This is a genomic window from Burkholderia sp. BCC1988, from assembly GCF_905339895.1.
Lineage (GTDB): Bacteria > Pseudomonadota > Gammaproteobacteria > Burkholderiales > Burkholderiaceae > Burkholderia.
Map to the genome: position 1 here is coordinate 213385 of NZ_CAJPHA010000004.1, position 15100 is coordinate 228484.

Annotated in this window: 13 protein-coding genes; 5 read left to right on the forward strand and 8 right to left on the reverse strand. The window is 70.5% G+C overall.

The genetic code is table 11. From position 1 onward, the window contains the following. Positions 1-17: 17 nt before the first annotated feature. Genes glgX through treY form a run of 4 tightly spaced genes read left to right on the forward strand, consistent with a single transcriptional unit; the run spans position 18 to position 9105 of the window. Positions 18-2132, forward strand: coding sequence for a glycogen debranching protein GlgX (gene glgX / locus U4012_RS07615; protein ID WP_321797407.1), 2115 nt, complete (start codon positions 18-20; stop codon positions 2130-2132). A gap of 9 nt (positions 2133-2141) precedes the next feature. Continuing rightward, positions 2142-4031 carry a malto-oligosyltrehalose trehalohydrolase gene (gene treZ / locus U4012_RS07620; RefSeq protein WP_321797409.1) on the forward strand — a complete coding sequence of 630 codons (1890 nt, stop codon included), beginning with the start codon at positions 2142-2144 and terminating at the stop codon, positions 4029-4031. Next, positions 4028-6334 carry a 4-alpha-glucanotransferase gene (gene malQ, locus U4012_RS07625; RefSeq protein ID WP_321797411.1) on the forward strand — a complete coding sequence of 769 codons (2307 nt, stop codon included), beginning with the start codon at positions 4028-4030 and terminating at the stop codon, positions 6332-6334. Before treZ ends, malQ begins: the two co-directional genes overlap by 4 nt. Next, a complete protein-coding gene (gene treY / locus U4012_RS07630) occupies positions 6331-9105 on the forward strand; it encodes a malto-oligosyltrehalose synthase (protein ID WP_321797414.1) in 2775 nt (924 codons plus the stop codon). Before malQ ends, treY begins: the two co-directional genes overlap by 4 nt. Before the next feature lie 121 nt (positions 9106-9226). On the opposite strand, the gene arsH is transcribed toward treY, so the two are convergent. From arsH to U4012_RS07655, 5 genes are all read right to left on the reverse strand, one after another. Beyond that, positions 9227-9949 (reverse strand): arsenical resistance protein ArsH, encoded by a 723-nt coding sequence (arsH, locus tag U4012_RS07635; protein WP_321797417.1) that lies wholly within the window; start codon positions 9947-9949, stop codon positions 9227-9229. A gap of 20 nt (positions 9950-9969) precedes the next feature. Then, complete coding sequence (arsB, locus tag U4012_RS07640) at positions 9970-11040, reverse strand: ACR3 family arsenite efflux transporter (RefSeq protein WP_321797419.1); 1071 nt, start codon at positions 11038-11040, stop codon at positions 9970-9972. 67 nt (positions 11041-11107) lie between these two features. Further along, on the reverse strand, positions 11108-11602 hold the full coding sequence (locus U4012_RS07645) for an arsenate reductase ArsC (RefSeq protein ID WP_321797421.1): 495 nt from the start codon (positions 11600-11602) through the stop codon (positions 11108-11110). A gap of 22 nt (positions 11603-11624) precedes the next feature. Then, complete coding sequence (locus U4012_RS07650; RefSeq protein ID WP_321797423.1) at positions 11625-11960, reverse strand: metalloregulator ArsR/SmtB family transcription factor; 336 nt, start codon at positions 11958-11960, stop codon at positions 11625-11627. Positions 11961-12031: 71 nt separating this feature from the next. Next, entirely contained in the window at positions 12032-12280 is a 249-nt protein-coding gene (locus U4012_RS07655) for a hypothetical protein (RefSeq protein ID WP_321797425.1), read from the reverse strand. Between the two features lie 120 nt (positions 12281-12400). Between U4012_RS07655 and U4012_RS07660 the strand changes: the two genes are divergently transcribed. Beyond that, positions 12401-13651 (forward strand): phosphatidylserine decarboxylase family protein, encoded by a 1251-nt coding sequence (locus U4012_RS07660; protein WP_321797428.1) that lies wholly within the window; start codon positions 12401-12403, stop codon positions 13649-13651. Between the two features lie 16 nt (positions 13652-13667). Here the strand turns inward: U4012_RS07660 and U4012_RS07665 are convergent, their stop codons facing one another. The 3 genes from U4012_RS07665 to U4012_RS07675 all read right to left on the reverse strand — a co-directional run bounded on the left by U4012_RS07665 (position 13668) and on the right by U4012_RS07675 (position 15068). Further along, entirely contained in the window at positions 13668-13892 is a 225-nt protein-coding gene (locus U4012_RS07665; RefSeq protein WP_321797431.1) for a hypothetical protein, read from the reverse strand. Positions 13893-14174: 282 nt separating this feature from the next. Continuing rightward, on the reverse strand, positions 14175-14516 hold the full coding sequence (locus tag U4012_RS07670; protein WP_044843396.1) for a DUF1488 domain-containing protein: 342 nt from the start codon (positions 14514-14516) through the stop codon (positions 14175-14177). A 3-nt stretch (positions 14517-14519) separates the two neighbouring features. After that, positions 14520-15068 carry a type 1 glutamine amidotransferase domain-containing protein gene (locus U4012_RS07675; protein ID WP_044843395.1) on the reverse strand — a complete coding sequence of 183 codons (549 nt, stop codon included), beginning with the start codon at positions 15066-15068 and terminating at the stop codon, positions 14520-14522. Positions 15069-15100: the final 32 nt, after the last annotated feature.

A 15100-nucleotide genomic window follows, 5' to 3' on the forward strand; every position in this document is an offset into this window, starting at 1 on the left:
ACACGGAGACGATCCCCATGCCGACCGCCCTGCCCGCCCGTCTCGAACCCGGCCGCTGCCATCCGCTCGGCGCAGCCTGGGACGGCCTCGGCACCAACTTCGCGGTGTTTTCCGCGCATGCGCAGCGTATCCAGCTGTGCGTGTTCGACCCGACCGGCCGCAAGGAGCTCGCGCGCCTCGACCTGCCCGAATGCACCGACGAGGTATGGCACGGCTACCTGCCGAACGCGCATCCGGGCACCGTGTACGGCTTTCGCGCGGACGGCCCGTACCAGCCGCAGCACGGCCATCGCTTCAATCCGACCAAGCTGCTGCTCGACCCGTACGCGCGCAAGCTGGTCGGTCACTTTCGCTGGTCCGACGCGCTGTTCGGCTATCGCGTGCATTCGAACCGCGCGGACCTGTCGATGGATCGCCGCGACTCGGCGCCCGCGATGCCGAAGGCCGTGGTGGTCGACGAGGCGTTCGACTGGAGCATGGACCGGCGCCCCGACGTGCCGTGGCGCAGCACCGTGATCTACGAGACCCACGTGCGCGGCGCGTCGATGCGCCGTGCCGGATTGCGCGCGCCGGAGCGCGGCACGTTCGCGTCGCTCGCGCATCCGGCGTTCATCGATCACCTGCTGTCGATCGGCGTGACGACGGTCGAGCTGCTGCCGGTGCACGCGTTCCTGCAGCAGCGTGCGCTCGTGAACCGCGGGCTGCGCAACTACTGGGGCTACGACACGGCCGCGTTCTTCGCGCCGGAGCCGGCCTACCTGTCGACGCGGCGGCTCGACGAAATGCGCATCGCGATCCGGCAGCTGCACGCGGCCGGCATCGAAGTCGTGCTCGACGTCGTCTACAACCACACGTGCGAGGGCAACGAACTCGGCCCGACACTGTCGTGGCGCGGCCTCGACAACGCGAGCTACTACCGGCTGCGGCCGGACGACCCGCGCTACCACGTCGACGAGACCGGCTGCGGCAACACGCTGAACCTGTCGCATCCGCGCGTCGTGCAGATGGTGATGGATTCGCTGCGCTACTGGGCGAGCGCGTTCAACGTCGACGGCTTTCGCTTCGATCTCGGCGTGACGCTCGGCCGCGAGGATCACGGCTTCGAGCCGGGCGCGGGTTTCTTCGACGCGCTGCGGCAGGACCCGCTGCTCGCGCAGCGCAAGCTGATCACCGAGCCGTGGGATCTCGGCCCCGGCGGCTATCAGCTGGGCCGCCACCCGCCCGGCTTCGCCGAATGGAACGACCGCTTTCGCGACACCGTGCGGCGCTTCTGGCGCGGCGACGCCGGGCAGCGCCCGGAACTCGCCGCGCGGCTCGCGGGCTCGGCCGACCTGTTCAATCATCACCGGCGCCGCACGTGGGCGTCGGTCAACTTCATCACCGCGCACGACGGCTTCACGCTCGCCGATCTCGTGTCGTATGCGGACAAGCACAACGAAGCGAACGGCGAGGACAACCACGACGGCCACGGCGACAACTGCAGCGCGAACTGGGGCGTCGAAGGCGCCACCGACGACGCGTCGATCCGCGACCTGCGCGCGCGGGTCGCCCGCTCGATGCTCGCCACGCTGTTTACCGCGCTCGGCACGCCGATGATCGTGGCCGGCGACGAATTCGGCAGGACGCAGCACGGCAACAACAACGCATATTGCCAGGACAACGAACTGTCCTGGCTCGACTGGGATCTCGCGCGCAGCGACGAAGGCGCGCAGATGACGCGCTTCGTGTCGCGGCTCGCCGCATTGCGCCGCATGTACCCGCTGATGTCGGCGCCGCGCTATCCGTCCGGCGACCGCGACGGTGCGCCGGGCATGCGCGAGATCGACTGGTTCGACGAGCGCGGCGACCCGCTGAGCGTGCCCGCGTGGGAGGACGGCGAGCGTCGCGCGCTGGCGATGCGGCGCGTCGGCACCGGCCGCACCGGGCGCACCGAGGCGCTGCTCGTGATGCTGAATGCGTCGACCCACGTCATCACGTTCAAGCTGCCCGCCCCCGTGCTCGACTATCGCGTGCTGCTCGACACCGCGTCGCCCGACGGCGGCCCGCGCGGCTGGCCTGACGCCGGCCTCGACGTCGCCGCGCACGCGGCCGTGATCGCCGTCGCGGCCGTGCCACCCGCCCCGCCCTCGTGAGGAGCCGCCATGACGTCACGCACCGCCCATCCGCCCGGCACGCACGCATTCGCGTCGTCGTTCGGCGCGACCTGCCTCGACACGGAACACACGCGCTTCCGGTTGTGGGCGCCCGCGAGCCGCACGGCCGCGGTCGAACTGCACGGCGAACGGCGCGTCGCGATGCTGCCGGCCGGGGACGGCTGGTTCGAGGTCGTCGCGCCGTGCGGTCCCGGCACGCTGTACCGCTTCCTGCTCGACGACGGTCTCGTGGCACCCGATCCCGCATCGCGCTTCCAGCCGCATGACGTGCACGGCCCGAGCCAGGTCATCGACCCGGCCGCGTACCGCTGGCGCAACGACGCGTGGCGCGGGCGGCCGTGGCACGAGACGGTGCTGTACGAACTGCACGTCGGCGCATGCGGCGGCTATGCGAACGTCGAGCGGCGCCTGGCCGGGCTTGCCGCGCTCGGCGTAACCGCGATCGAGCTGATGCCCGTCAACGCGTTCCCGGGCGCGCGCAACTGGGGCTACGACGGCGTGCTGCCGTTCGCGCCCGCGGCGTCGTACGGACGGCCCGAGGAACTGAAGGCACTCGTCGACGCCGCGCACGGGCTCGGGCTGCAGGTGTTGCTCGACGTCGTCTACAACCACTTCGGCCCCGAAGGCAACCTGCTGCCGCGCTATGCACCGGGATTTTTCCGCGCGGACCGGCAGACCGCCTGGGGGCCCGCGATCGACTTCTCGTGTGCGCAGACGAGCGCGTTCTTCATCGACAACGCGCTGTACTGGCTCGACGAATTCCGCTTCGACGGCCTGCGCATCGACGCCGCGCATGCGATCGACGACGATGCATGGCTGCGCGAGCTCGCCCGCCGCGTGCGCGCGTATGCGGGCGACGCGCGCCACGTGCATCTGGTGCTCGAGGACGAGCGCAATCGGGCGAGCCTGCTCGGCCCCGGCGGTTTCGACGCGCAGTGGAACGACGACTTCCACAACAGCGCGCACGTGCTGCTCACCGGCGAGCGCGAAGGCTACTACCGCGCGTACGCCGATGCGCCGCTGCGCCATCTCGCGCGCACGCTCGGCGAAGGGTTCGCGTACCAGGGCGAGCCGTCGCCGCTGCACGACGGCGCGCCGCGCGGCGAGCCGAGCGCGCACCTGCCGCCGACCACGTTCGTCACGTTCCTGCAGAACCACGACCAGATCGGCAACCGCGCCTTCGGCGAGCGGCTGCGCGCGCTCGCGAACGACGACGCGGTGCGCGCGGCGACCGCCCTGATGCTGCTCGCGCCGCAGGTGCCGCTGCTGTTCATGGGCGAGGAAGTCGGCAGCACGCAGCCGTTCCAGTTCTTCACCGACTATCGCGGCGCGCTCGCCGACGCGGTGCGCGAAGGCCGGCGCCGCGAGTTCGCCGCGTTTTCCGCGTTCGCCGATCCCGCGCATCGCGACGCGATTCCCGATCCGAACGACATCGGCACGTTCCTGCGCTCGTCGCCCGGTCATGCCGGTGCGGACACGTGGCCCGACGCCGACGCGTGGCGGCGCTTCTACCGCAGCGCGCTGGCCGTGCGCGCGGCGCTCGTGACGCCGCATCTGCCGGGCGCCCGCGCGCTCGGCGTCGAGCTGCTGTCCGCTATCGGCAGCGGCAACCGCGACGGCGACGGCAGCGCGGAGGCGCTCGTCGCGCGCTGGCGGCTCGGCGACGGCAGCACGCTCACGCTCGCATTCAATCCCGGCTCGCGCGACGCGCTGCTGCCGATGCTGCCGGTCGGCAAGATCGTGTTCGAGACGCCGCCGCGCGCGCGCGACCGTCTGGCCGAGCGGCGACTGCCCGCGCGCACCTGCATCGCGTGGCGCGACGGTGCGGTCAACCGCGATGCGCTCCATCACCGCACGAACGGGCACACACGACAATGACGACCGACGTGCCGATCGCAGACCTCGCGCGTGCGGCCGGGCTGGCGCCCGACTGGATCGACGCGGGCGGCGTCGCGCGGCGGGTGGGCGACGACGCGCTCGTCGCGCTCGTCGATGCACTCGGCTGGCCATGCGGCACGCCGAACGAGCGGGTCGACAGCGCGGCCGCGCTGACCGATGACCGGGACGCAACGCCGCGGGTCGTCACCGGCGACGCCGGCGTGCCGCTGACGCTCCCGCGCAGCGTCGCGCCGCCGGGCGCGCGCTTGCGGATCGCGCTCGAAACGGGCGAGCACGTCGACGCTCGCGTGGCCGACGCGGGCGAATCCGGCGCACTGCCGCCGCTCGCGGTGCCCGGCTATCACGCGCTCGAGATCGGCGAGCAACGCATCGGGCTCGCCATCGCGCCGCCGCGTATGCGGCCGTTCACTGCCGACGACGGCGTGGCAGGTGCGCAGCGCCGCTGGGGCATCGCGGCCCAGTTGTACAGCCTGCGCCGCACGGGCGACGACGGCGCGGGCGACTACACCGCGCTCGCCGGCCTCGCCGCGCACGCGGCGCGGCACGGCGCGCACGCGGTCGCGATCAGCCCGACGCATGCCGGCTATCCGGCACTGCCCGAGCACGACAGCCCGTATTCGCCGTCGTCGCGGCGCTGGCACAACGTCGCGTATCTCGACTGCGACGCGGTGCCGGGCGCCGATATCGTGCAGCGGATGCACGGCGCGGCGGCACATGGCGCTCCCGCGCCCGATACGCCGCTGATCGACTGGCCGCACGTGCTGCCGCTGAAGCTGCGCCGCTTGCGCGCGTGCTTCGATGCGTGGCACGCGAACGGCGGGCCGTTGCGCGACGCGTTCGAGCAGTTTCGTGCGGCGGGCGGCGCGGCGCTCGACGCACACGCGCGCTTCGACGCGCTGCAGGCGTTCTGCATCGAACACGGAATCGGCGCGGACTGGCGGCAATGGCCCGCGCCGTGGCGCATGCCGGCCTCGGCCGAGGTCGACGCCTTCGCACACGCGCATGCCGAGACGATCGCGTTCCATGCGTTCCTGCAATGGTGCGCGTCGGACGCGCTCGGCAACGCACAGCATGCGGCGCGCGAGGCCGGGATGGCGATCGGGTTGATCGCCGATCTCGCGGTCGGCGCCGATCGCGCGGGCAGCGACGCGTGGGCGCACGGCACGACGCTGCTGCGCGGCGTGTCGGTCGGCGCGCCGCCCGACCTGTTCAATGCGGACGGCCAGGCCTGGGGCGTGACGACGTGGACGCCCGCCGCGCTGCGCGCGACCGGCTTCGCGCCGTTCGTCGACCTGTTGCGCGCCGCCTTCGCGCAGGCGGGCGGGGTCCGTATCGACCACGTGCTCGGCTTCGCGCGGATGTGGATCGTGCCGGACGGCGGATCGCCGCGCGACGGCGCGTACTTGCACTATCCGCTCGACGATCTCGTGCGGCTGGTCGCGCTGGAGGCGGCACGGCATCGCGCGGTCGCGATCGGCGAGGATCTCGGCACGGTGCCGGCCGGGTTTCGCGAGCGCCTCGGCGCGCGGGGGATCGCGGGAATGCGCGTGCTGTGGTTCGAGCGTGAGGCGGATGGCGCGTTTCGGCCGCCGTCGGCGTGGGATCGCGACACGGTCGCGATGACGTCGACGCACGATCTGCCGACCGTGGCGGGTTGGTGGCGTGGTGTCGATCTCGAGTGGCGGCGGGGGTTAGGTGATGCAGATGCAGATGCAGATGCCTCCGAGGATGCACGCACCGACGACGGGAGTGGCCAAACGCAACGCACCGCGAGCGCGCGTAATGTCGGTGACGACATCGGTCGCGCCGCGGCCGCACACGGAGCGGGACGTTACGAACGAAACAAACCTGCTTTGCGTGACGAGCACCCCGCCAAGGATGTCGGTCACGGCGTGCCCCAAACACGCGACACGCCGCCGCCCGCCCCCGACCTCGCCCTCACTGCGGCCCAGGCCGAACGCGCGACCGAGCGCGCGGCACTATGGCGCGCGTTGCAGCAAGCGGGCTGCGCGCCGCCCGGCGATCCGGTACCGCGTGCCGACACGCCACCCGTCGATGCAGTCCTCGCGTATGTTGCGCGCAGCCCGTCGCCGCTCGCGATCGTGCCGCTAGAGGATCTGCTCGCACTGGACGCCCAACCGAATCTCCCCGGCCCGCCGCGCGGCCATCCGAACTGGCTGCGCCGGCTGCCGCGCGCGGTCGACGCGCTGTTCGACGCCGACGTACGCAGACGCATCGCGGCGCTCGAGCGCGCACGCCGCGCCCGGGAGCAGGACGTATGATTCCGCGCGCGACCCTGCGACTGCAACTGCACGCCGGCTTCACGTTCGACGACGCGGCCGCGCACGCCGACTATTTCGCGCGGCTCGGCGTGAGCCACCTGTACCTGTCGCCGATCACGACGGCCGAGCCCGGTTCGCTGCATGGCTACGACACCGTCGACCATCACACGATCAGCGCGGAACTCGGCGGCCCGGCCGGCTTCCGCCGCCTCGTCGACGCGTTGCACGCGCGCGGCCTCGGCGTGATCGCCGACATCGTGCCGAACCACATGGGCGTCGGCGGCGCATCGAACGGCTGGTGGAACGACGTGCTCGAATGGGGGCCGGCGAGCCCGTACGCGCGCTACTTCGACATCGACTGGCATCCGCCTGACTCAGCGCTCCACGGCAAGGTGCTGCTGCCCTGCCTCGGCGCGCCCTACGGCGACGCGCTCGCCGCCGGCGACGTCGCGCTCGGCGCCGAGCCGTCGAGCGGGCGCTTCTTCATCGCATGCCCGGGCAGGACGCTGCCGGTCGCCGCCGCGACCTACGCCGAGATCCTGCGCATCGCCAACCGTGCGGACCTGAACGCGCTCGCCGAACGGTTCGCCGCCGCGCCGGTGCGCGGCAGCGCGCACCTCGCGGACGCGCATACGGCGCTGCGCGACTACGCCGCCGCCCAGGGCCCGCATGCGTTCGACGCGATACTGCGCGGCGCCGATCCGCGCCGCGCACGCTCGCGCGCGTGCCTGCATCGATTGCTCGAACGCCAGCACTATCGGCTCGCGTGGTGGCGCACGGCCGCCGACGAGCTGAACTGGCGGCGGTTCTTCGACATCGCGACCCTCGCGGCCGTGCGCGTCGAGGACGAAGCGGTGTTCGACGCGGTGCACGCGCTGCCGCTGGCGCTTCATGCGGCCGGCTGCCTCGACGGCCTGCGCGTCGATCACGTCGACGGCCTCGCCGACCCGGGCGCGTACTGCCGCCGCCTGCAGGCGCAGCTCGCCGCGCAGCGCGACGAGCAGCCCTATCTCGTCGTCGAGAAGATCCTTGCGCCGGGCGAGACGCTGCGTGAAGACTGGTGCGTCGACGGCACGACCGGCTACGACTTCATGAACGACGTCGCCGCGCTGCTGCACGATCCGGCTGGCGCGGCGCCGCTCGCCGCGCACTGGGCGGCCGTGTCGGGCTCGGCGCGGTCGTTCGCGCAGGAGGCGGTGGCCGGCAAGCGGCGCGTGCTGAAGCGGCAGCTCGCCGGCGAGCACGAACGCGTCGCGCGGGCGTTGCACCGCATTGCGCGCGCGGCACCCGCGACGCGCGACCTCAGCCGGATCGCGATTCATCGCGTGCTGGGCGAACTCGCGGTGCACCTTCCCGTGTACCGGATGTACCCGACACCCGGCAACGAGCCGACCGGCGCCGATCGTCGCGTGCTGGCGCACGCGTACGACGCGGCGTGCGCGACGATCGATCCGTCCGACCGCTACGCGCTCGATCGCGTCGCCGGCTGGCTCGGGCTGCCGGGCCTGCGCGCGCCGCGCGCGGATGCCGAGGCGCTGCATGCGGCGCGCGTCGCGTTCGCGCAGCTCACCGCGCCGCTTGCCGCGAAGGGCGTCGAGGATACCGCCAACTATCGCTACGGCCGGCTGCTGTCGCGTAACGAGGTCGGTGCCGATGCGGGCGATTTCAGTCTGTCGCGCGGGGCGTTCCATGCGCGCAACCGCCGTCGCGCGCGCACCCTTCCGCATACGCTCGTCGCGACCGCGACCCACGATCACAAGCGCGGCGAAGATGCGCGCGCGCGGCTCGCGGTGCTCAGTGAAGTGCCGGACCTGTGGCGCGCGGTGTCGCTCGACTGGTCCGCGCTGAACCAGCCGCGGCGCGGCGGCGCGCATCGCGATCTCGCGTGGGCGCCGGGGCCGGCTGCGGAAGCACTGCTGTACCAGACGCTCGTCGGCTGCTGGCCGCCGGCGCTCGCGCCCGACAATGCGGACGGGCTGGCGACGCTTGCCGAGCGCGTGGTGCGCTGGCAGACGAAGGCGCTGCGCGAAGCGAAACAGCATACGGACTGGCTCGCACCCGACGCGGACTACGAGCGCGACTGCGAACGGTTCGTCCGCGCGATCCTGACGCCGCATGGCGCGGGCGATTTCGTGCACCGGCTGCATGGGTTCGTCGCGCGGATCGCGCCGGCCGGTGTCGTCAACAGCCTCGCGCAGGCGGCGCTGCGGATGGCGTCGCCGGGTGTGCCCGATCTGTATCAAGGTACCGAGTCATGGGATCACTCGCTGGTCGATCCGGACAACCGGCGCGACGTGCCGTTCGCGAAGCTCGCGGCAGAGCGGGTCGACGAACCGGTCGCCGCGTACCTGCGGGACTGGCCCGACGCACGCGTGAAACGCGCGCTCGTCGAGCGGATGCTCGCGCTGCGCGCCCGCTGGCCGGCGACGTTCTCGGATGGCGCGTATGTGCCGCTGCGCGTGCGCGGCAGGCTCGGGCGGCATGCGCTCGCGTTCGCGCGCTGCGACGCGACGGCGACGGTCGTGGTCGTCGTGACGCGGCTCGCGTGCCGGTTGCTCGGCGAAGTGCCGGGGTTGCCGCGCATCGCGCCTGCGGAATGGGGCGATACCGCGATCGTGTTGCCGCGCGGCGCGAGCGAGCGGTGGATCGACTGGCTGAACGGCGGGCGCGAAGTCGACGCGCCGGACGGCATGCTGCGGCTCGATCGCTGTCTTGCCGCGTTGCCGGTCGCGGCGCTGGTGGCAGCCGACGAGCAGCGCCTGCGACCGTGAGCGATGTTGTGCACATGCCGGCGCCCGAGATGTGCTTTCGCGCGGCCGACTTGCACGCTACCCGACAGGCAGACCGACGCTCAACCGAACCATCCAACCCGCTTCCCCACGCGAGTCATCCTCAAATCCCCCGCTGATTCACCCGCTTCGACAACGCCTCCGCGCTTTCCTTCCGTTCGCTGTACCGGTCGACCAGATAGGGGCCGATGTCGCGCGTCAGCAGCGTGAACTTGACCAGTTCCTCCATCACGTCGACGACGCGATCGAAATAGGCCGACGGCTTCATCCGCCCCGCTTCGTCGAATTCCATGAACGCCTTGGCCACCGACGACTGGTTCGGGATCGTCAGCATGCGCATCCAGCGTCCGAGTACGCGCATCTGGTTCACCGCATTGAACGACTGCGAGCCGCCGCTGACCTGCATCACCGCAAGCGTCTTGCCCTGCGTCGGCCGCACCGCGCCGACCGACAGCGGAATCCAGTCGATCTGCGACTTCATGATGCCGGTCATCGCGCCATGTCGTTCCGGCGAGCACCAGACCATCCCCTCCGACCACATCACCAGCTCGCGCAATTCGACCACCTTCGGGTGACTTTCGGGCGCATCGTCAGGCAACGGCAGGCCGCTCGGATTGAACACGCGCACCTCGGCGCCCATCGCCGTGAGCAGGCGCTCGGCCTCCTCGACCAGCAGGCGGCTGAACGAACGATCGCGCAGCGAGCCGTACAGCAGCAGGAAACGCGGCGGATGCGTCGACGGCGACGCCGGCCGCAAGCGGCTCGCGTCCGGTACGCGAAAGAGTTCGGCGTCGAGTTGCGGCAGGTCGGTCAGTCGGTCGGTCATGGATGGATTCCGTGGTTTGCTCAAGTGCGCTCGTACCAGCCCTTCGACCGGTTGACGATGCGCACCACCAGCAGCATGACCGGCACTTCGATCAGCACGCCGACGACGGTCGCGAGCGCCGCGCCGGAATGGAAACCGAACAGGCTGATCGCGGCCGCGACAGCCAGCTCGAAGAAGTTGGACGCGCCGATCAGCGCCGACGGGCATGCAATGTTGTGCTTCTCGCCCACGGCACGATTAAGCCAGTATGCGAGCGCGGAGTTGAAGAACACCTGGATCAGGATCGGCACCGCGAGCAGCGCGATCACCAGCGGCTGCTTCAGGATCGCTTCGCCCTGGAACGCGAACAGCAGCACGAGCGTGGCCAGCAGCGCGGCGATCGACCACGGGCCGATTTTCGTCATCGCGGCGTCGAACGCAGCTTGCCCGTTCGCGAGCAACACCTTGCGCCAGATCTGCGCGAGGATCACCGGAATCACGATGTAGAGCACGACCGACGTGAGCAGCGTCGCCCACGGCACGGTAATCGCGGACATCCCCAAAAGCAGCCCGACCAGCGGCGCGAACGCGATCACCATGATGCTGTCGTTCAGCGCGACCTGCGACAGCGTGAACAGCGGATCGCCGCCGGTCAGCCGGCTCCACACGAACACCATCGCCGTGCACGGCGCGGCGGCCAGCAGGATCAGGCCGGCGATGTAGCTGTCGAGCTGGTCCGCCGGCAGCATCGGCGCGAACAGATGCCGGATGAACAGCCAGCCGAGAAACGCCATCGAGAACGGCTTGACCAGCCAGTTCACGACGAGCGTGACGCCGATGCCTTTGACGTGCTGACGCACTTCATGCAACGCCCCGAAGTCGACCTTCACCAGCATCGGGATGATCATCACCCAGATCAGCAGCCCGACCGGCAGATTGACCTGCGCGTACTCCATGCGGCCGATCTGCTGGAACACGCCGGGCAGCATCTGGCCGAGCGCGATGCCGGCGACGATACACAGCGCGACCCAGACCGTCAGGTAGCGTTCGAAGAAATTGATCGCGGGCTTCGCAATGGCATGGCGAGGCGGGATCGCGTTGGACGTGTTCATCGAAGAGGATTCCGTGCGGGAGCAACGCACGCGGCACGCCGTTTCACGCGCGCCACCGTGCGAGCGCTCAGTTTCGCGAGATGGCGGTCAACGCCGCCTGCAGTTCGGCATCGCTCATGCGCTCGAGCGGCAGCGCCAGCAGTTGCAGCATCCGGTAGCCGAGCGCCTCGCGCGTCAGTTCGAACGCGAGCCGCTTGCCGGCATCGCCGCCCTCGGCGTTCGACGGATCGGCGTAGCCCCAATGCACTTTCACCGGGCTGCCGGGCCAGTACGGACAAGCCTCCGCGGCCGCGCTGTCGCATACCGTGATGACGACGCGCAGGTGCGGCGCGCCGTCGCCGACGAATTCGTCCCAACTCTTGCTGCGGTATCCGGTGACGTCGATACCGGCGCGCGTGAGCGCATCCAGCGCGAACGGATTGAGCCGGCCGCTCGGCGCGCTGCCGGCGCTGTAGGCGCGCACGTCGCGGCCGAGTTTCCCGGCCCAGTGGTTGAGCATTCCCTCCGCGAGCACGCTGCGCGCGGAGTTGTGGGTACAGAGAATCAGGACGTTGGTGGTCATTGGCGGGCGGGTGAATGCATGCTCAGGTTTGGTCGGAGCAGGAAGTCGAACAGGCGGACACCGGCGTGCACGGATTGCCGCCACAGCAGTTCTCGGTGAGGTAGCCGATCAGCCCGTTCATCGTCGCGAAGTTCGCGCAATAGAACACGAAGCGGCCTTCCTGGCGGCTCGTGACGAGCTGCGCATGGGCCAGTTCCTTCAGATGAAACGACAGCGACGACGGCGGCACGTCGAGCAGCGTCGCGATTTGCCCGGCCGGCAAGCCCGACGGGCCGGCCTGCACGAGCGCGCGAAAGACGGCGAGGCGAGACTCATGCGCGAGTGCCGCCAGCGCGGAGATGGTCTGGTTCGTTTCCATTTTTCGATAATACTCGAAATGTGGAAACGATGGCAGGAATGCATCGCATCCCGCCGCCGCGCGTCACACCGTCACGACCATTCTTCGGGCGGCATCGCGCCGCCGTCATCCTCCCACTGCGGCTCGCCCGCCCCTTCCTTGCGGGTCGGCGCCACCGGCCCGTTCCCGCTGCTGCGTTCGTTTCGCCGCGTGTCGCGGGAGGTCGCCGCGCGCACGCGCGCCCGCGTGCGGGTCGGTGCGACGGTCCGCTGTTCGCTGCCGCGGCGCTCGTCGGTCGACGCCGCGTCCTGGATCTGTCGCGCATTCGAAGCTGCGTTCATGTGTGCCCTCCCGGCTCATTGAAAGAGACCTTCGTTGAAACGCGCAGCAATTCGGGTGCCGCCTGTCGGGCAAGCGCCTTGCTCCCCCGTTTCGTACCGCAACCCTTTCCGGAGCCGACCATGCCGATCGACCGCAGCACGCCGCCCGCAACGCGTCACCGTCTCGGCGAATGGATGGCCCGCGAGGAATCGCAGATGGCCGGGTACCGCGCGAACATCGCGAACGCAGCGCGCGCGCAGGCCGGCGAACAGCTGCGCACGCCGGCCGTGCAGGCGCTCGCGCGGCTGTTCGACGACAACGCGGTGCTGCGCATGAGCCTCACCCGCGCGATCGACGAGGCGCTCGAATCGGGCCGCATGCTCGGCTACGCATCGATCGGCGAACTGATGACCGTGATCGACCACCTGATGACCTACACGCCGCCGTTCAGCGAAACGAGCCTGGTCGTGTGCCCGCTGAACGCGTTTCTCGACTGGCCGATGTGCATGCCGTCGGGCCACGCGGTGTTTCGCGACGCGGCGGTCAACGCGCACCTGAAGCAGGTGCTGAACGTATGGTGCGACTTCCTCGGCGGCCCGCATTCGCGCGCGCATCTCGACACGTCGCCGCCCGACGGCTGGTTCTGCGATGCAGCGCGCACGCGCGTCGGCCTGTCGCAGTTCCAGTATCGCGAGGACCAGCCGTACTGGGGCTTCGACTCGTGGAACGACTTCTTCACGCGGCGCTTTCGCGCGGGTGCGCGGCCGGTCGCGGCGCCGGACGATCCGCACGTGATCGTCAGCGCGTGCGAGGCCGCGCCGTATCACACCGAATCCAGCGTGAAGATCCGCGACAGGTTCTGGATCAAGGGGCAGCCGTATTCGCTGCGCGACATCTTCACGCCCGCGCGGCTGCCGCTCGCCGAGCGCTTCGTCGGCGGCGACCTCTACCAGGCGTATCTGAGCGCGTACAACTATCACCGCTGGCACGCGCCGGTGCGCGGCACCGTCACGCACGCGTACCGGGTCGACGGCACCTACTACTCGGTCGCGGAAGCGGAAGGCCCGGACCCGGCCGGGCTCAACGACTCGCAGGGCTACATGACGGCCGTCGCCGCGCGCGCGGTGGTCGCGATCGACTGCGACGATCCGGGGATCGGGACGGTAGCCGCGGTGTTCGTCGGGATGGGCGACGTGTCGTCGTGCGTGATCGAGGTCGTGCCGGGGCAGCGGATCGACAAGGGCGACGAGATCGGCTATTTCCAGTACGGCGGCTCGACCTGCTGCCTGCTGTTCGAACCGGGCGTGATCGACCGCTTCCAGTGCGCGCCGCCGTTCGACGGCGATACGCCGGCCGTGCAGGTCAACGCGCCGGTCGCGATCGCGCACTGAGCCGCGCGGTTCGCCATCACGCGTCGGCACTGCCGAACTCGCGCCCGGCGTGCCGCAGCATGCGCTGCACGATCGACAGCCCGTCCGGCGTCAGCGCGAGCCGGCTCGCGCCCGATGCGTCGGCGCGCATCTCGATCAGGTGTTGTTCCACCAACGCGACGATATCTTCGCGGTCGGCCTGGATCTGTTCCGGCGCGCGATGGACCAGGAACAGTGCGGCAAATTCATGTGCGGTCAGCATGTTGTCTCCCCCATTTGACGGCTTGGCGCGATACGACGATGGCATCGCGCCGGCGCAGGCGCGAATCGTGCGCCGCGATCTGAGGAGACATGCAGGGAGTGTGCCAGTATCTGGGACGAAGCGGCCCGGCGCCCGGCCGGCGCGCGGCGTGATGTGTCACTTCAAGGCGCTCGGGGGCCGCTGCAAAGTTTTCAACGGCGTGTAATGGCGCCCAATGGTGCGAATGGAACGGCACGGGCGCACTGCGGCACGGCAGCGGCACGCGCCGCATGCCCCACGGACTCACGACTTCCGCGAACGGAACATCCCGGCGCGGGCGGTTTTGCCCGCCGCCTTGTCGCGCACGCGGAAGTAGCCGCTGTGGAGTTCCACGCCGCCCTTGCCGTCGACCAGCACGTCCGCGCACGCGGCCTCGATGCGCGCACGGCCGCGCTCGAACGCGTCGCGCAAGTCGGCTTCGAGCGCGGAGCGCGCGCCGAAATGATCCTCGAGCGCTTCGACCGTGATCGTGCAGGTTTGCGGCTTCCCGTCGACCTCGACGACGAAACGCATCAGCAGCGCCGCGCCGTCGAACTCGGGCGGCGCGTCGGTCAGCGTCACGTGGCGAACGGGTTCGGCCGGCATCGCTCAGGGCCCCCGCGACGCGAGGCACTGCACCAGCGCGCCGTTGAATGCGGGCAGGTCGGCGGGCTTGCGGCTCGTGATCAGGTTGCCGTCGCGCACGACCTCCTGGTCGACCCACTTGCCGCCCGCATTGCGGATGTCGTCCTGCAGGCTCGGCCAGCTCGTCATCGTGCGGCCGTCCACCAGCCCGGACGACACCAGCAGCCAGCCGCCGTGACAGATCGCGGCAATCGGCTTGCCCGCGCCGACGGCCGCGGTCACGAATTCGCGCGCGGCCGGCAGCATCCGGATCGCGTCGCCGTTGACCACGCCGCCCGGCAGCACGACCGCGTCGTAATCGCCTTCGCGCGCATCGTCGAACGTGCGGTCGACCTTCACGCGATCGCCCTTGTCGACGTGCCTGAACCCCTGGATCTCGCCGCGCTTCTGCGAAATCACGTCGACCTGCGCGCCCTCTGCCGTCAGCGCGCGCTGCGGTTCGACGAGTTCGGCTTCCTCGAAGCCGTCGACCGCGAGTATCGCTACCTTGCAATGATCCAGTTTGCCGATCATGGATCGCTCCCTGTCGTGTTGTGGCACCGGAT